Source organism: Streptomyces sp. NPDC002884 (genome assembly GCF_040295245.1).
In the GTDB taxonomy this organism is placed as follows: Bacteria; Actinomycetota; Actinomycetes; order Streptomycetales; family Streptomycetaceae; genus Streptomyces.
In genome coordinates, this window is the sequence record NZ_JBEOVB010000027.1 from 15167 (window position 1) to 31031 (window position 15865).

Annotated in this window: 16 protein-coding genes and 2 pseudogenes; 13 read left to right on the forward strand and 5 right to left on the reverse strand. The window is 68.9% G+C overall.

Annotation, left to right across the window (positions count from 1 at the left end; translation table 11 throughout):
- Positions 1 to 28: 28 nt before the first annotated feature.
- Positions 29 to 436: an NUDIX hydrolase gene (locus tag ABT070_RS34830; protein WP_351766663.1), complete on the reverse strand. Its 408-nt coding sequence runs from the start codon at positions 434 to 436 to the stop codon at positions 29 to 31.
- A gap of 330 nt (positions 437 to 766) precedes the next feature.
- Between ABT070_RS34830 and ABT070_RS34835 the strand changes: the two genes are divergently transcribed.
- Entirely contained in the window at positions 767 to 1171 is a 405-nt protein-coding gene (locus ABT070_RS34835) for a hypothetical protein (RefSeq protein WP_351766664.1), read from the forward strand.
- 500 nt (positions 1172 to 1671) lie between these two features.
- Here ABT070_RS34835 and ABT070_RS34840 read toward each other — a convergent pair whose 3' ends face one another.
- Together ABT070_RS34840 and ABT070_RS34845 are read right to left on the reverse strand one after the other, a co-directional pair.
- Complete coding sequence (locus tag ABT070_RS34840; protein WP_351766665.1) at positions 1672 to 2100, reverse strand: hypothetical protein; 429 nt, start codon at positions 2098 to 2100, stop codon at positions 1672 to 1674.
- Positions 2101 to 2506: 406 nt separating this feature from the next.
- Positions 2507 to 2644 (reverse strand): annotated as a pseudogene (locus ABT070_RS34845) (ATP-binding protein); the annotation flags it as partial.
- Here ABT070_RS34845 and ABT070_RS34850 point away from each other — a divergent pair.
- Together ABT070_RS34850 and ABT070_RS34855 are read left to right on the forward strand one after the other, a co-directional pair.
- Positions 2640 to 2819, forward strand: a pseudogene (locus tag ABT070_RS34850) (site-specific integrase); the annotation flags it as partial. The pseudogenes ABT070_RS34845 and ABT070_RS34850 sit on opposite strands and share 5 nt — an antisense overlap.
- 40 nt (positions 2820 to 2859) lie before the next feature.
- Positions 2860 to 3135: a ribosomal protein L7/L12 gene (locus ABT070_RS34855; RefSeq protein WP_351766666.1), complete on the forward strand. Its 276-nt coding sequence runs from the start codon at positions 2860 to 2862 to the stop codon at positions 3133 to 3135.
- A gap of 357 nt (positions 3136 to 3492) precedes the next feature.
- Here ABT070_RS34855 and ABT070_RS34860 read toward each other — a convergent pair whose 3' ends face one another.
- Both ABT070_RS34860 and ABT070_RS34865 read right to left on the reverse strand, forming a co-directional pair.
- Complete coding sequence (locus ABT070_RS34860) at positions 3493 to 3966, reverse strand: hypothetical protein (RefSeq protein ID WP_351766668.1); 474 nt, start codon at positions 3964 to 3966, stop codon at positions 3493 to 3495.
- Between the two features lie 997 nt (positions 3967 to 4963).
- On the reverse strand, positions 4964 to 5782 hold the full coding sequence (locus ABT070_RS34865) for a class I SAM-dependent methyltransferase (protein ID WP_351766670.1): 819 nt from the start codon (positions 5780 to 5782) through the stop codon (positions 4964 to 4966).
- A 58-nt stretch (positions 5783 to 5840) separates the two neighbouring features.
- On the opposite strand from ABT070_RS34865, the gene ABT070_RS34870 reads away from it, so the two are divergent.
- The 10 genes from ABT070_RS34870 to ABT070_RS34915 all read left to right on the forward strand — a co-directional run bounded on the left by ABT070_RS34870 (position 5841) and on the right by ABT070_RS34915 (position 15785).
- The gene (locus tag ABT070_RS34870; protein WP_351766838.1) at positions 5841 to 6557 is read left to right on the forward strand and encodes a GntR family transcriptional regulator; all 717 of its coding nucleotides are present in this window, start codon (positions 5841 to 5843) and stop codon (positions 6555 to 6557) included.
- 640 nt (positions 6558 to 7197) lie between these two features.
- Positions 7198 to 7455, forward strand: coding sequence for a DUF6284 family protein (locus ABT070_RS34875; RefSeq protein ID WP_351766672.1), 258 nt, complete (start codon positions 7198 to 7200; stop codon positions 7453 to 7455).
- Positions 7455 to 7742, forward strand: a complete 288-nt coding sequence (locus tag ABT070_RS34880; RefSeq protein WP_351766674.1) for a DUF6303 family protein — start codon at positions 7455 to 7457, stop codon at positions 7740 to 7742. The genes ABT070_RS34875 and ABT070_RS34880 overlap by 1 nt, the downstream gene beginning before the upstream one ends.
- A complete protein-coding gene (locus ABT070_RS34885; RefSeq protein WP_351766675.1) occupies positions 7739 to 8713 on the forward strand; it encodes a DUF2637 domain-containing protein in 975 nt (324 codons plus the stop codon). The genes ABT070_RS34880 and ABT070_RS34885 overlap by 4 nt, the downstream gene beginning before the upstream one ends.
- Entirely contained in the window at positions 8713 to 9054 is a 342-nt protein-coding gene (locus ABT070_RS34890; protein WP_351766677.1) for an RRQRL motif-containing zinc-binding protein, read from the forward strand. The genes ABT070_RS34885 and ABT070_RS34890 overlap by 1 nt, the downstream gene beginning before the upstream one ends.
- 78 nt (positions 9055 to 9132) lie before the next feature.
- A complete protein-coding gene (locus ABT070_RS34895) occupies positions 9133 to 10695 on the forward strand; it encodes a hypothetical protein (RefSeq protein WP_351766679.1) in 1563 nt (520 codons plus the stop codon).
- A gap of 2 nt (positions 10696 to 10697) precedes the next feature.
- Complete coding sequence (locus tag ABT070_RS34900) at positions 10698 to 12821, forward strand: hypothetical protein (RefSeq protein WP_351766681.1); 2124 nt, start codon at positions 10698 to 10700, stop codon at positions 12819 to 12821.
- A gap of 234 nt (positions 12822 to 13055) precedes the next feature.
- Positions 13056 to 13367 (forward strand): hypothetical protein, encoded by a 312-nt coding sequence (locus ABT070_RS34905; protein ID WP_351766683.1) that lies wholly within the window; start codon positions 13056 to 13058, stop codon positions 13365 to 13367.
- Between the two features lie 89 nt (positions 13368 to 13456).
- Positions 13457 to 14317, forward strand: a complete 861-nt coding sequence (locus ABT070_RS34910) for a bifunctional DNA primase/polymerase (protein ID WP_351766685.1) — start codon at positions 13457 to 13459, stop codon at positions 14315 to 14317.
- A complete protein-coding gene (locus tag ABT070_RS34915) occupies positions 14310 to 15785 on the forward strand; it encodes an AICE element replication initiation protein (protein ID WP_351766687.1) in 1476 nt (491 codons plus the stop codon). Before ABT070_RS34910 ends, ABT070_RS34915 begins: the two co-directional genes overlap by 8 nt.
- Positions 15786 to 15865: the final 80 nt, after the last annotated feature.

Sequence of the window (15865 nt, forward strand, 5' to 3'; positions counted from 1 at the left end):
ACTCCACCGCGGTACAGCGGTCACGGGATCAGGAGAGCCGTCCGGCCTCGTGCAGCGCATCGAAAGCCATCTCGTCGACGGCCGAGACCCGGTCCCGATCGACGTAGCGGAACCACGCCTTCTCGGCGATCTCCCTCGACGGGGTCAACTCACCGCGGTGATCGGCCGTGTAGCAGATCATCCGGAAGGGGCCGTGATCCGGATGGCCCTCACCGATCTCGAACGTGCCGAAGTGCACCATGGAACGGGGGTCGATCGCCGCCCGCAGTTCCTCGTCGATCTCCCGCACCAGGGTCTCGCCGTCGGACTCGCCCGGCTCACGATGACCGCCCGGGAGGTAGAAGCGATCCCTGCCGTGACTACGCGTCACCAACACCCGGTCGTCCCGGACCAGGACCCACGCCACCTTCTCCGGCACACCGTCGCCCTTCGCCATGGCTCGGGACCGTATCGAAGGGCATCGTCCACGTCAGCACCGTCCGGACCCTGAGCTCGGGAAGCCCGGGCGCCGGATGTCGACTTCCGTATGCGCCCTCAGAGCACGACATCTGACGCCATGAAAGCCGTGCCGAAGCACGAAACAGCACGAAACAGCACGGAACAGCACGGGAAACGAGGGGGCCAGCGGGAACGAGATGGCCCGTGATCGCGCGGTGAAAAAATATGATCGAAGAGTGTGCCCACCTGACATAGGGTCACTACCGCTCGCCGGACTGCCCGCGCGGGCACAAACAGGGGGTACACGATGCGCCACAAGATTGCGGCCTTGGCCGCGACAGTTCTTCTCGCCGGCGGGGCACTCGCCAACGCGACGTCGGCGTCGGCGACTGTCGATCCGCCCAGCGGTGGTTGGGACCACACGTGGACCACCTCGGACTCCAACCCGGGTGGCACGGCCTACATCGCCGAGTACGGCGACATCGTCTCGGTCTGTGACACGGACGCCGACGGAGTCTCGCCCCGGGTCCAGATCGCCGTCCAGTACCCGAGCGGCGCGTATCACATCCGCTACACACTCACCGCCTCGGGCGGAGAGGGCGCATGCGCCTCGGCTCGTGCTTCGCAGGGGGGCATCTACGACCTCCCCGAGGACACTTCGATCAGCGTCGCGGTCTGGCTGGGCCCGGACTACGGCAGCGTGACCACGCACTACTACGTCAACGACCACTAGCCGGGCCGCAGGGGCGGAAGTGCCCCTGCGCGTCCTGCGCCGCTTCCCGCCTCGTCGTCGAACCTCCGAGGCCGACCGAGACGGGAACTGAGACGGCAGAGCGAAGAGGGCGGCACCCCGCGCGGGGTGCCGCCCTCTTCGCTCCCGCCCGGCAGGCCCAAGAACGACATCCGGGTCCCCCGCAGACCCCGCCACACCAAGGTCCCCCAGAGGTCCCAGGCCGCGCAAATCCCCCCACCCCACGCCGTATGCGCAGGCCGGGGACATGATCACGATCCCCACTTCGCCTTGCCCTGGGTCTTGCCGGGGATCTTGGTGAGCTGGGTTTTTGCTGGTCAGGGTCGGTCGGACCGTGCGCCTGGCGGCTGATCACTGTGCGTGCGGCACGGGTGCAGGCCGGGCTGGAGCGGGGCGGAGTCAGGAGCGTAGGCCCGGCCGGGGGTCGGGGCGCGCGCGGGGTGTGGAGCGAGCCGCCTTGAATCAGTAGAGAGAGTTGTGACTCAGTCGGCTGTCAGGGGCTGTTCGGCCTCCGCCGCAGGGTGGCTGTGGGGCGCTGCCTCGTCTCGGAGCCGTTGGTCCGAGGCTCGGAACTCGTCCAACAGCTCGAAGAACATCTCCATGGCCGGCCTGTCGGCCCGCTCCGCCTCGTGCTCGATTTCCACTGCCCAGCCCAATGAGGATTCGCGGCCGAGTCGTTGGCACAGCCAGTCGGAGAAGCGCCCCGGGCGGCCGAGGTTCCAGAAGTCGAACGGCTCCGCGACATCGTGCACCCCAAGGGCGACACGGTATCCGGTGAGCATGGAGTCCAGATGCTGCAACGAACCTCGACGGACCCACATGTTTGGACGCAGCCGCACTTCCTCCAGGAAGTCGTACACATCGGTGAGTTCGTCGAAGGGCTTTGGCCTTGGCTTGCGCGTCTCCGTCATAAGAGGACCCTAAGGACATGCGTGGGCTGTCCAACCCTTGTCGTGGGGCTTGAAGTCATCTGCACATGAAGGAAGTTCGATGCCTTGGCGGTGTGCCATGGACAGGAGAAGCACTGGTCGGACCGTCCATGTGATGCGCGTGCTGACGTGGGTGACGGACACCGTCCAGGGCTCCCGGCGCAGGCGGGCTTGTCTCGTGTCGATGCGGTCGTCGTGGAGCCGCGTCCACGCTTCCGTAGAAGCTGCCGTGTCGAGGGCCGGTGAGATCGTGCGCAGATCGTCGCCAACCAGTTGTTCGCCTCGACCGCCGAGCAGGCGTCGAAGGTTCCGAAGAGCGCCGGCGGCTGCTGCCCGCCCAGCCCTTCCGTCCAGCACTCGCACCAGAAGCCCGGACCGGTCGTCGTCCTCAGCATGGGTGGCCTCCTCGGCGTACGTCCGTGAAGGGCTCCGCGGAGACCGTGTGGCCGCCGTCGCTGTCGTGGATCACGACTCGATGGGCGATCGCGCTGACCATGCCGAGGCCTCGGCCGTGTTCGGCGTCCTCGGTGCTCCTGGACGCCGGGGAGAACATCAAGGCTCTCGCCGAGTACCTGGGCCACTCGGACCCGGGCCTGACGCTCTGCGTGTACGCGCACCTCATGCCGTCCAGCCAGGAGCGGACACGCAAGGCCGTAGCCGCCGTCTTCGACGCCGCCGAAACGATGCGACATGGCGGCTGAGGGCTCGTACCCTCCGAATCGGAGAGGGGCGGGGAGAGCGATGGCAGACGAGTACTTCTTGCTGGTGTGCGACGACGTGCCTCATGACGTGGTGCTCACCGACCCAGGTGTCCGCGTGATGGACGTCGTCCAGGTCGTGCGTCGGCTTACGGGGCTGAGCCTCTGGCGCAGCAAGATCCTGACGACGCTGGTTCCCGCCGTCGTCCTCACCTGCGTGCCGGAGGAGGACGCGGCGGCAGCCGTCTCAGTCCTCCGCGATGCGGGAGCCCGGGCAGAGACGAGAGAACAGTCGGAGCCGGATCTCCTGAAGCGCTGAGCACGGCCCGATCAATCGGCTGACGGCCCAGGGACCGCCCAGCCCCACCAAAAAGCCCCCGACCGGCCGAGAAAACGCAGGTCGGGGGCTTGCTGGCGTCCGGTTACTTCTTCTTGCCCTGGGTCTGGCGGGCCCGCATTTCGCCCCTGGTCAGAGGCGTGCATACCCCAACTGACCTGCGGTTGGGCCGTCGTTGTTGGTCGTTGTTGGTCGTCGTCGGTCAACCTTGGAGGGCCCAGAGAGGGCCCGGCGGCGTCACCCTGGGCCTCACTCACGAAGAGGAGCAGCCTCCGCCCGGCTTGCGAGCGCAGCCTTCCCCTCGCCCGCAGGTCCGCGCCAGCGCCGGCCCCTCTGCCGTCAATAGTTGCGATCCACGGCAAGGCCATGCTTGTCGCTTGTCTCTCCATGGATCGTTACGAAAACTGCCGGCGGCTCGTCGTCTTCGCTCCGGGCCGTCTCTTCCAGAAGTGTCAGCAATTGCTCGGCCGCGTTCAGCTCGAACCACTCGCTGGTACCTGTGGCGACGGTCAACCACCTAGCAGCAGTGGACAGGCCAGGAACGAAGACCTCTAGGACGAACTGTCCATCCGCGTTGTCGTCAGCTTCGCGCACTCGGGCGCTCACGATGTCCTCGCCTCGCACCCACGTGCTGGCTGCTGAGCATCGCGTGTCCAACCAGACACGCGGCCTCTGGGCCGTGAATGCACCCTGCAACACTGCGTACGTCACGGCCGCGAGACCCTCTCCAACCGCGTCGGTCAACTGGCCTTCGCCTGTCCGGTTCTCGGCACGCTTGGCCTGCGCCGCAGCCTTCTTCTCCCACGTCGACACGAATCGTCCCCCTCCGTTGGTTGCCTATCGGTCCTGCTCTCCCCACCACCGCGACCGACACACCTGTCGGGGGCAGCGATTCGATCGAGACCCGGCACCACGGCGGTTTCCAAGAGCGTCACGCAGTCCGCATCCCTAGCCTGTCTGACCTGCTAAAGCGTCATCCCGGCAGCCCTCGTTGGCCAGAGGATGGCCGCAAGGCTCGCTATGGCTGGCGAGATCCGCCACCGGACGAACCGCCGCCCCGCACCATCTGTGCCAGCGGAACCACCACGGCGACGACACCAGCGGAAGTCCCGATTGGTGCCGCCAGGCTAGGGAGGGCTAGAACCAACGTCACCACGGCGATCCCGAGCACGGTGAGACTGGCCACCGCGAGCCCCCAGCCTCGGGGTGACTTCGCACGACTCGGCCCATTCACATCGCCATCAACACCCTCCCGAGAGTGCGGCGGCTCGGGCTTCATGGGTACGGTCATGGCAGACCTTTCTCACGTCTAGGGGCAAGGTCGGGGCGGCTCCCGTTGGCGCGGGGGCCGCCTTTTCTGCGACCACGCCACCCGTCAGCAGCAATAGTGACAGCGTCTTGCGGGTCCGCCAATCTGGTCATCCACAACCCCTGTGGATAACGCGTCGATCACTGTGGGCAAGCGGGTTTTAGCTGTGCACGACCCGGTGGATAGGGCTGCGAACAACTAACAGATGAAGCCCCAAAATGTCCCTTGACCAGGGCAAACAGTATTGCCGCACTAGGACAGAAAAAAACTTTTGAGACCGGACCTAGATCACTCCAAGTCGCAATGGAAGCCTTGATTCCATCCTTATCTCTATCCGCGTAGATACGCTCGGTAAGCGCCACTCATTGATTGCATCCCTTACCGGATATGGAGCTGCTAGCGCCCCAATCGCCCCATCTCGCCGCACCCCATCAAGGGGACTAGATCGTGAATTCCTCGATCGCTCCGGTTGCTCGTATCCAACTTGGGCCACAGAGCCAGTCAGGCAGAGGCACCGGCCGGCGCCCGCCCCACGGCGAGCAGGTGAGAGCTCGCGGCGAGCAACTCCGGGTACGGCTCAGCCATACGAGCAGCTGCGATGGCAGAAGCAATCAAGTCCTCGGTGGGGCCGTCGCCAGGCTGCTGTTCGACTGCCTTGACAAGTGACCAAGCTGGGCCCTCGATGCCGAACACCTGCACGTCAGTGAGCCCCGACTCGCGTAGCTCGTCGGCCAGTTCTTCCGCGCGGTGGAAGTAGGCCAGGGTGAAGTGTTCCCCGTCGTGTACGGCTGTGCGAAGAATCTTGGACACCGGTTCGTGCATGCGCTCGGTGTGCAAGTGGGCATACGTGACGTGCTCGAAGAGTGAGGCATAGCGGTTGATCGCCGCTGCCGCTACGAGTCCGCCTGGCTTGGCCACCCGCCGTGCTTCAGCAAGCGCCGTACGGCGATCAGCGGCATCGGGCAAGTGGTAGAGCGGGCCGAGTAGTTGAACCACGTCGTAGCTGTCGTCGCTAGCGTCCAACGCTCGGGCGTCCCCAATGGACGCCGAGCAGATGGCTGCTGCCTGCTCAACATGACGCGGGACGGGATCCACCAGGTGCACGGTGTACCCGTCCTTGACCAGCCACTCGGCGTGCACTCCTGGACCCCCGCCGACGTCCAGCACGCTCGCGGGCGCCGACGGCAGGAAGCGCCGCAGCAGCTCTTGAGTGCGCATCAGCTCAATGCGGCCATCCGCTGAGCGATGCAGGCGCCTGCTCTCGTCCACCGTTTCGCCGTAGAAGCGCAGAACGGAAGGAGCCAATCCGACATTCGACATAGCGGCAGTATGCTGTGTACCGGTGGACCAGTCCAGCACGCCCGGTAGAGAGGCAGCCATGGCACTACTGAAGTACGAGGAGATCGCCGAATCGCTACGCGCCCGCATCGCCTCCGGCGAGTTCGCCCCGGGCGAGATCATTCCGTCCGGGCGTGACCTGGCGGAACAGTGGTCAGTGTCGCGTGCGACAACCGTCAAGGCGTTGGACGTGTTGCGAAACGATGGTGTCGTCACGGCCAAGCAGGGGACAGGCTTCGTAGTGACGGAGACGCCCGTCGCACGGCCTGCGGGGGCGCGACGGGCGGGATCCGCTCGCATAACGGGTGGCATGCCCTTCCTGCGCGTCGGTGAGCCGGATTGGGCGGAACCGCCAACGCGGGTGGCTAGCGTGCTTGGGATGGCTCCCGGCGCCACCACTCTGCGGCGGATCCGTGTCCTGCAACTCCCGGACGGAAGTCCGCACAGCTACGCGGAAGCGTGGTTCCCGCCGGACATCGCGGAGGCTTCCCCCAGGCTCGCGCAGACTGCACCCATCCCGGAGGGAACAACTCGCTACGTGCGCCGGCAGACTGGCCGCTCTCCCGCTGAGGGAGTGGACGTGACTACGGTGCGCCTGGCAACCGAGACGGAAGCCCACCACTTGGGCCTGGCTGAGGCAACGGCAGTCGCCGTGGTTCTCCACACCGCATACGACCAAGAGGGGCGCCCCCTCGTGTGCGAGGAGGGCGTCACACCCTCCCCTCACTATGAACAGGTAGACACCTATGCGATGTAGGCCTGAGTGACCCATAAGGGAGCTGGACCGGTCCGCCGGTCCAGCTTTTTTCATGCCGCTCAACCTCCCTGACCAGCGCGAACGCCCAACTGCCCCAAAGGGAGGGTGACTTGGCGCTTGACTGGACCGGTCCACCGGTCCAGTCTATGGGTGTGTCGCCGAGCAACTCCCAAGCAAGTCGGGGATGTTCCGGCATAACTGTTTGACCTGCACGAATGCTTAGGGCGGGGACGCTGCAATCCCGCTAAAGGCCAGGAACAACAGGGTTTCGGCCCGTACTGGCGAGGTGGCCCGGCGACCGCGAGCAACGGCCGGAGTGTGGGGACGTGGTCCCCCTTGCAGTGATCTTTCGTGCCCCTTCGACCGAGGAGTCCCGATGAGCCAACGAACGCTCTGGGTGTCGCCGTGATGGACCGACCGGCGTCGCCTGTGCAGTAGCTCGGTCCACTCTCTTCAGCTTTCGCGGCGGCTCACGTCGCGCCGGTTGCCTCCCCTGGCCGTCCGGTCCCGCATCTTGCGGAGTCCGTACGGGCGGGGTTGAGGGGAGCCGGATCTACCGACTTCAACGGCGCGCGGCCCCGGAGGTGCAACTCCGGGGCCGCTGTTCGGGCCGTCCACCTGTGGAAGGACACACGACCCAATGGACCACATCGTTACTGTTCAGGACGCTGTTACTGCGTTCGCCGAGTGGATGGAGCCGACCGACTCCGAGCTGGACGCGATCGAGGCTGAGATGCCGCGGATCCTCGCGGACGTCGAAGCGTTGGACGTACAGATCGCCCTGCTCGACCAGGTGCCCACCGAGCTGGACGAGCGGCGCGCCCGTCGCGGCCGGCGCCGGGTGCTGTCCGAGCGGGCGACGCTCGCCAACCGTGTCGTCTCGGGTGCGGTGGCGTGATGGCGCGGGAGCTCCGGGCGCAACTGTCTGCGAGCCAGGGTGGCTGGCGGCTGTACGTGGTGGTGCGCGGTTCGCTCGATCCGTGGCCCGAGCACAGCTTCGGCCCGGGCGATCGGGTGCCGACGTTCACGGAGCGGGCGCAGGCGCTCACGGCGCTGGGGTTCGTTCAGGCGCCGGCAGCTGAGTGGGAGTGGACGGAGTTCAGCACGGACCCCGCCGACCCTGCCTCGCCGGTGTGGCTGCTCGCCTCCGTCTGGGTGCGTTCACGGCAGGAGGCTGCCGCGTGAACAGCGTTCATATCCGTTCAGCGGAGCGCGCGCTGAACGTGGGGACGTGGCTGATCGTGTCCGGCGCCATGCTGTACTCGATCCTCACCGTCACCCCGCTCATGTCCGCCCACACCCCCGCCAAGTGGGGGTGGACGGCGCCGATCCTTCCGCTCGTCGTGGACGCCGCGGTGGTCATCGTGGTTCGTCTCGACTCCGTCCTTGCCCGCCTCGGTGGGCACGGCGGACGGTGGCCGATCGTGCTGCGCTGGATGACCGGCACCATGACGCTCGCCCTGAACACTGCCGACTCCGCCTTGCAGAAAGACCTGGTCGGAGTAGCTGTCCATTCGGTGGCGCCGCTGCTGCTGATCGTCACCGCGGAGACCGGGCTCGCCTACCGGCGCGCCATCACCGCAGCCGTCACGGCGCTGGAATCACGGCAGCGGGCCGAACGCGAAGCAGCCCAGCAGGCCGCCCGCGAACGCGCGGAGGCTGCCCGTCGGGAGGCGCGCGAGGAGCGCGAGCACGCCGCGACGCTGGCGCGTGAACAGCGTGAACACGAAGCCCGATTGGCCGCGGAAGCAACCGAGCGGGAGGAGCGCCGGCGGCGGGAGGAGCGCGAGGACCGCGCCGCCCGCGAGGCTGCCGAACGCGAGGGGCGTGAACGCCGTGAACGCGAGCGTGAACAGCGCGAGCGCAATCGTGAACACGCTGAACGAGAGGCCGCCGAACGGGTAGCGAAGGAGGCCCGGGAGCGTGCGGAGGCCGCCCGCCGTGAGCACGCCGCGCTGCTGGACGGCCCGCCCGTGAACACCAAGCTGCCCGAGGACCACGCCCGGCGGATCGTCGCCGCCGCGGTCGCCGAGGGCGTGTCCGTGCGGCGCGCGGCCGATCTGTGCGGCTGGTCGGTCGGCTGGGTCTCCGCCCGCTACGCCGAGTACCGCGACCCCGGCGAGGGTGGCGCCGAACTCGCGATCGGGAACCGGTGATGGCCGCCTTACCGGTCTACCCCTGGCGCCTCGCGCCGGACGGCTTGGCCACCCGCCGGCAGCTCCGTGCGAACGGGCTGCGGCCAGGTGGGCAAGACGTCGTCGCGCAGATCGAGCGGCCCCGCTACCGGCGCGGCCCGCTGATCGCCTACCTCTACCGCGTCGACGCAGCGAAGCCCGTTCGCCCAATGACGCCTGCCAAGCAGGCGGCACTGGACAAGGCCAACCAGGCTCGCCGCACCTGCCCGCAGTGTCTCCGGGATGCCGGCTACGTCATCCCCGCGCAGCTGGGCGTGTGCGTGCCCTGCGCCTACCCCGCCGATGAACAGCGCGCCGCGTAACCCCACTTCAGCAGGCCCGACCGGCAACTTTCCAGGGCTTCCGGTCGGGCCCTACTCCCCTGAAGGAGTGCTCACAGCATGACGGAACTCAGCACTGAGCCGGTAGTAGTCCCGGCCGCACCGCCCCCACCGCCCAACACCCCGCCCGCTACGGCCAAAGCGACAGCGGTGAAGGAGGTGGAGCACACGCCCGGCGGGTGGCCCATCGTCCCTCTCGCCCTGTCCGGGGCGAACAGCACCGTTGGCGCGGTCGCCGCCGCCTCGCTGGCCGGTGGTCCGATCGCCGCGGCCGTCGCCGCTACCGGCATGGTCGTGCTCGGCACGGTCGCCGCCGCCCGCTCCCGCAAGCCCAACCCGCGCCGCGAGGCGCGCAAGTCCGCGGCCCGCACGGCCGGCCGGGCCGCCGCACGCTCCACGGGCCTGCGCAGTACCGGAACGGGCGCCCGCGGTGGCTCCGGGAGCCGTGCGGGTGGTTCGCGTGCTGGTGGTGGCGGTGGCAGGTCGGGCAAGGTGCCCGGCCAGCACCGCCGTAGCACCGCCGCTACGAGCAGCGCGAAGACTCCCAGCAAGACCGGACATGGCCTGTCCAAGCACGCGGCGAGCGCGGGCAAGGGTGCTGCGGGTCGGGCCGGGCAGGTCAAGGCGCTGCGGGCCGCACAGAAGGCCGCGGCAGGTTCGCGCGGCGGGCAGCGGGCGCAGACCACCAGCGCGCGGCGCGCGGTCGCCGATGCGCGCCGCAACGCCAAGACCGCTGCCGGCACCGCCCGATCGGGCAAGCGTCCTGGTCTGGCCGGCCGTCTGAAGGGCGGCGCGGTCCGCAAGGCGCGCGCGGCCCGGGATGCGGCGGTCACCAAGCAGCGCAACAAGCGGGACGCCAAGGCGGGCGCCACGGTCGCGGCGCAGCGGGCGCAGGTGCGGAAGGCCCCGGCCCGCCGGGCGGCGCGCAAAGCGCTGCGCAGGTCCGCGGCCCGCTTCCAAGGTCGCCGGCTGCTGGCCGCGCTGCTCGCGCTGCCGGTCGGGCTGCTCGGGATGGTCACCACGCCAATCGGACGCAAGTTCGATATCCCGTGGCTGATGTACCCCGGGCGCCGCCTGTTCTGGCAGATCGTCCGCACCGCCACCGAGCAGCGCGCGACCCGTGATGAAGCCACTCGCAAGACCCTGCGCGAGGAGGAGGCCGCCGCCGATGCGGCAGCCGCACAGGACGGCACGGACGGTCTGGGCGAGCAGGTGGAGCGCCCGGCCGCCGACATTCCCACCCCCAGCACCACATCTGCGGTGAGTGAAGGAGAGCACGTGTCCGGTTTCCAGTTCGAAGAGGCCGCTTCCGAGATGGAGCAGGCCGCCAACCAGTACGACCCCGAGAACGCCATGGAGATCCTGGCCATGGTCGAGAGCCTGCCCGCCGCACTGACGTCGGTGGCGAACGTGATGAAGATCCTCGCGGAGCGCTCCGACTCCGAGTTCCCGCTGGAGAAGGAAGTCGCGGACGGCTTCAACGACATCTTCGGCGCCCTGATGAGCGCCGTCGCGGTCGCCGAAGACATGGGGCCGCTGTTCCGGCAGGCCCACGAGCAGGACATCGCCCGCCACGAAGACCCCCGCAACGGCCCCGAGGCTGAGAAGGGCTGGAACGTCTAACCATGAGCAGCACCGCCACCGCCACCGCTAACGCGAAGAAGAAGCAGGTCAGCAGTGGTCCGGTGCTGGACTGGGCGGCCGGTCACGGACCCGTGACCGGCGCCCTGTCCGCCACCACCGGAGCCTTCGCCCTCGCCACCACCGGCGCCGCCACCGCCATGCCCCCCGGCTGGGCACTCGCCGTCGGCACCGCCGGCGCCCTCGGTCACACCGTCGCCGGCCTGCGGATCCGCAACGCCGGCCGCACCCTCGCCACTCGCGCCGCCTCCTGGCTCGTCGGAGCCGGCTGGACCACCTGGGCCATGACCACCGGCCCCCTCACCTGGGCCGCCCTCGGCTCCCTCGCCACCATTGGCGTGGGCATCGGCGCCGCGGCCCGTTCGAGCGCGCTGTACGAGGAGGCGCGCGAGGACGAGGCCATTGCAGCCGAGCAGCGGGCGATCGCTGCGGAGTTGTCCGCGGAGCGGCGGGCGATCGCTGAGGCGTGGGTGGAACGGATCCAGCGGATCTGTTCGATCTCCGTGCGCGTCCTCGCGGTGGAGATGTGGCCCACAGGTACCGGCTACTCGCTGGATCTGGAGCCGCAGGGCGGGATCACCTGGGACCGCATCGCGGGCTACTCCGTGCCCCTGTCCGGGGATGCCAAGCTGCCGCACGGCTGCACCGCCGCCGCCTCCCCCGGCATCCATCAGGGCCGCACGATCCTGGACGTGACCACGGTCAACGTCCTCAAAGAAGCCCTGGACTACCCCGACGACTACAGCCGTCTCTCCGTCCTCACCGGCCTGCCGTGGGGAGTGCGCACCAACGGCGAGACTGTCTCCGCCTACCTGCGCGAACAGTGCGCCCTGGTCGTGGGCCCGACGGGTTCGGGCAAGACGAACATGCTGCACGGCATCCTCGCGAGCTTCGCCCGCGCCGATGACCTGCTCACGTTCGTGATCGACCTCAACGCCGGATCAGCCGGCCTGCCCTGGGTCCTGCCCGCCCTCAAGGGCGAGCTGAAGACTTCGGACGACAAGCCCGTGCGGCCCGGCGTCGACTGGCTTGCGGGCACCTACGAAGAGGCGCTGATCATGTTGGACGCGGTGCTGGCCATCGGGTTGCACCGCAAGAAGGCGTACCAGGACCTCCTGTCGAAGGCGAACACCGATCTCCTGCCGATCAGCGCGAAGATCCCGCAAATCATGCTGGTCGTCGACGAGGGCGCCGAGATCCTGGTCAGCACCGACCGACAGATGAAGGAACTCGCGAAGAAGATCCTGGAAGTCATCCGGATGCTGCGCGCCATGGGCATCCGCACCGTCCTCACCGCCCTCGGAGCCACCGGGTCAGTGCTGGGCAACCTCATGATCCGCCGCGAGGGCAAAGTGCGCGTCGCCCTCACCGGTGGCGAGACGGAGGGGATGGACCTGGGGAAGATGTTCCCTGGCCGCCGCGGACTGCGTGTCGAGCAGGCCCCGTACAAGGGGGCCGGGTTCATGGGCACCCCGGAGTCGCCGGCCGCGCTGTTCAAGGCCTGGCGGATCCTCCCGAACCAGATCCGCGAGATCACCGTCGCCACCTCCGACCGGCACCCCCGCCTGGATGAGGTGTCCGCGAAGGCGGCCGGGCCGGCATACGCGCGCCGTTGGGATGCCGACCGCACCGCTTGGATGCTCGATCTCACCCCCGCGGACGACGACTCGAGCGAGGCAGGTCCGGCCGGGCAGGGTGGGCTGAACCTGTCCGCTCTGCGCGGCCAGGACGGCGGGCAGGGCTCGCCTGAGGATGAGATGCTGCGCCGCTTCCGGCAGGAGATCGACGCGCAATTCGGCACCGCACCCGACCCGCAGACCAGTGGACAGGGCGCCGGGCCGGAGCAGCCGACCGGACTGAATCTGTCGGCGCTGCGGGGCGAGCAGGACAGCCCCGCACAACAGGCCGCGCTCGCCGCGCTGCTCGCCGCGGGACCGGAGGGGACCGGGGCGTCGGCGATCGCCCGCGCGCTCGCCGATGCCTACGGGACGACGCGTCAGACGGTCGTCGGGTGGCTGAAAACGTGGATGCAGGACGGCACCTGTGTGCGGGTCGGGGAGGGCACCAAAGCCCGCTACGTCCATCGCTCCCACGCACCCGACGACTGATCACTTGTCGCTTGTCGTCTCCGCTCGACCACATGCCGCTTTCTGGGGTCTGGAGCCCCATAACCGGCTTGTGACCTGGGAGGCGACAAGCGACAAGACAAGCGACAAGACAAGCAAGACGACAAGCCGCACGACAAGCGAGACGACAAGCCACGCGACAAGCACACCCACCCACCGCACGGGCCCGCGCCACCTGTTGGCGCGGGCCCGCGGCACACCCCGAGGGAGCCTGAAATGCGCCAGCACACCCCGCCCGGCCAGATCGCCCCGCACATCCCCGCCGACGTCTTCCAGCGCGCACAGGCCACCGGGCAGCCGGTCGTGTTCGTCGTCAACGACCGGCCCCCGGCCGGGATCGAGTGGCGTCGGTTACTGCTGCCGTTCGCGATCGCCGGCGCGACCGTCGCCGGCGGCTGGGGACTGGTCGCCGCCCTCTGCTTCCTGATGGATGCCGCCGCCCACACCTTCACCGTCATCGCCGGCGCCGCCGGACCCATCGGGGCCGGCGGGATCACCCTCAAGCTCGCCCGCGGCAAGAGCCACTAGCTACGCCAAGGGCGGCCCCCTCGTCTCGCCAAAGTCGCGGGGCCGCCCTTGTCCACCTACCACCAACTGACTTGTGGAGGCATCCCAGCATGACCCAACCGACCGACATTCGGGGAGAGCATCTGCCTGCCGCTCTCTCCCTGGCAGCCTCCGGCATCCCGGTCCTGCCGTTACGAGGGAAGGTGCCGTTCGGGAACTGCCGCCGCTGCGCGGACAACGCGTGCGGCGGCCGGCCCAACATGAAGACTGCCGGGCTGTGCGCCTGCCCCGGCCCCTGCCATGCCTGGGCTGCTGCGACCACGGACCCGGACGTCATCCAGTCCGGCGTCTGGCGCCGGGCATGGATGCGGGCGAGCGCGGTCGCCTATCACCCCGGCGGTGCCTGGCTGACGGTGGTGGACCTGGACAACGCTGAAGCCATTGCGTGGGCCCGCGAGGCTCTGCCCGCCACGCGAACCGTGCCGACGACCCGCGGCGAGCACTGGCTCTACATGGGGCCCATGCAGTCCGCCAACGCCGTACGCCCCGGCGTCGACATCAAGTCGACGATGTCCTACGCCCGGTGGCTCGGTCCCGGAACCGGCACCATGACGGCCCTACCGGACGTCGTCCGCGCGCTGCCCGTGAAGGAGCCGACCACCGTCCGGCCGGCGGCCGTCACCGTGCCCGCGCTGGCCGGTGGCGGGCAGTGCCCGCACCGTACGCCCACCTATCTGGACCGTGGGATCGCCATGGCCGAGCAGCGCATCACCGAGGCCCGCGGCGCGGTGCACGCCACGGTCTACCGCACGTTTCTCGCGGTGCTGTCGACGCACGGTCGGTGTGGCTGCCTCACCGAGGCGCACACCGCGCGGCTGTTCACCGCGGCGCAGGCTAAGGGTGAATCGCCCCGGCACTGCACTGACGCGTGGACCAACGCCCTCAACACGTTGGGACTGAGCCATGCCTGAGGACGACAAGACTCCCGCCCGCGAGATCATCGCGGACTACGCGCAAGCGCACTTCCGGTACTTCCGCACCGCCGAAGGAACCGTGTACGCACAGAAGAACGGCCACCCCGTCGCCCGCCCGATCCGCTCCCAGGGCACCACCGGCAGCCACCGGCAGGAACTCATGGTCGGCCTGTACAGGGACGGGCGCGGAGCGTTCAACGGGTCCGCCCTCAAAGAGGCGTTGGACCTGATCGAAGCACTGGCCCTGTCCGAGGACGTCCAGCCCGTCCACATCCGCGTCGCCCCCGGGTTCGACGGGGCGACGTGGTTGGACCTGGGCCGCGATGACGGGCAGTCGGTCCGCATCCACCCCACCGGGTGGGACATCGCCGTCCCGGACCCTCGGGAGGTGTGCTGGCGGCGCACCCAGCTCACCGGGGAACTTCCGCTGCCTGCCAAGGACACGGGCGGCAAGGGCATCGATCTGCTGATGCGGTTGTGTAACTTCGCCAATGCCGAGACGGAGTGCCTGGCCATCGTGTGGCTGATCGGCTGCCTCGGTCCGTCCGTGCCCGTTCCGGCGCCGTTCCTCACCGGACCCCAAGGGGCGGGCAAGTCCACCGGGGGCCGGATGCTCACCAGGATCATCGAGGGGATGAGCGGTGACCTGCGCCGGGCACCGAAGGACGAGGAGAACCTGATCGCGGCGGTGGCGGCCGGATGGGTCACGGCCCTGGACAACCTCTCCCACGTGACGCCGGATCTTTCGGACGCGATGTGCTGCATCGTGACCGGGGTCGAGAGCGTCAAGCGTGCTCTGTTCACCGACGGGGACGTGTTCCGCGTCGGCTACCGCCGGCCCCTGCTCCTCACCGGTATCGACGTCGGTGTCATCCGGCCCGACCTCGCGGACCGGCTCCTGCCGCTGCGGCTGGAGCGGCCCCGCGTCCGGCGCACCGAGGCGGAACTGTGGGCGGACTACGCGGAAGTCCTCCCCGTTGTTCTCGGCTCGCTCCTGGACCTCACGGTCAAGGTCCGCGCAGCCCAGGCAGAAACTCCGACCGATCTGCGGATGGCGGACTTCGCGCACCTGTGCGCGCAGTTCGACGCCGCGACCGGTCTGGGGGCGCTCCCGGCGTACCGGGCCAGCCTGGACGACCTGAACGACGACGTGATCGAGGGCGACCTCCTCGCGCAGACCGTCCTCCAGCATGCCGAGACCATCGAGCCCGGCGGGGCGCAGCGGATGACGTCCACCGAGTGGCTGTCCTGCCTCAGCCGCCTCTACAGCGGCGACGACTGCCGTCCCCTGCCCAAGGGGTGGCCGACCACCGGCAAGGTCCTCTCCGACCGTCTCAAGCGCCTCCAGCCGACGCTGGCCGCCCGGCGCGTCCTCGTCGACTCGGGCCGCACCAGCACGGGCCGCTACCTCGAAATGACCCGAACGGCGCCCACACCCCCACACGAGCAGCAGCGGATGCACTGACCCGCGCCCGCTCACCCGGACAAGCAAGAGGAGCACCACCGGCGATGCGTGCTCCTCTTGCGGTTCGGCGCTTGCGCCGC

Coding starts and splice junctions, on each gene's coding strand:
- ABT070_RS34840 (WP_351766665.1), bottom strand. CDS start 2,100: ATGACGGAGACGCGCAAGCCAAGGCCAAAGCCCTTCGACGAACTCACC.
- ABT070_RS34910 (WP_351766685.1), top strand. CDS start 13,457: ATGACCCAACCGACCGACATTCGGGGAGAGCATCTGCCTGCCGCTCTC.
- ABT070_RS34865 (WP_351766670.1), bottom strand. CDS start 5,782: ATGTCGAATGTCGGATTGGCTCCTTCCGTTCTGCGCTTCTACGGCGAA.
- ABT070_RS34880 (WP_351766674.1), top strand. CDS start 7,455: ATGGCGCGGGAGCTCCGGGCGCAACTGTCTGCGAGCCAGGGTGGCTGG.
- ABT070_RS34905 (WP_351766683.1), top strand. CDS start 13,056: ATGCGCCAGCACACCCCGCCCGGCCAGATCGCCCCGCACATCCCCGCC.
- ABT070_RS34895 (WP_351766679.1), top strand. CDS start 9,133: ATGACGGAACTCAGCACTGAGCCGGTAGTAGTCCCGGCCGCACCGCCC.
- ABT070_RS34875 (WP_351766672.1), top strand. CDS start 7,198: ATGGACCACATCGTTACTGTTCAGGACGCTGTTACTGCGTTCGCCGAG.
- ABT070_RS34830 (WP_351766663.1), bottom strand. CDS start 436: ATGGCGAAGGGCGACGGTGTGCCGGAGAAGGTGGCGTGGGTCCTGGTC.
- ABT070_RS34900 (WP_351766681.1), top strand. CDS start 10,698: ATGAGCAGCACCGCCACCGCCACCGCTAACGCGAAGAAGAAGCAGGTC.
- ABT070_RS34870 (WP_351766838.1), top strand. CDS start 5,841: ATGGCACTACTGAAGTACGAGGAGATCGCCGAATCGCTACGCGCCCGC.
- ABT070_RS34890 (WP_351766677.1), top strand. CDS start 8,713: ATGGCCGCCTTACCGGTCTACCCCTGGCGCCTCGCGCCGGACGGCTTG.
- ABT070_RS34855 (WP_351766666.1), top strand. CDS start 2,860: ATGGCAGACGAGTACTTCTTGCTGGTGTGCGACGACGTGCCTCATGAC.
- ABT070_RS34915 (WP_351766687.1), top strand. CDS start 14,310: ATGCCTGAGGACGACAAGACTCCCGCCCGCGAGATCATCGCGGACTAC.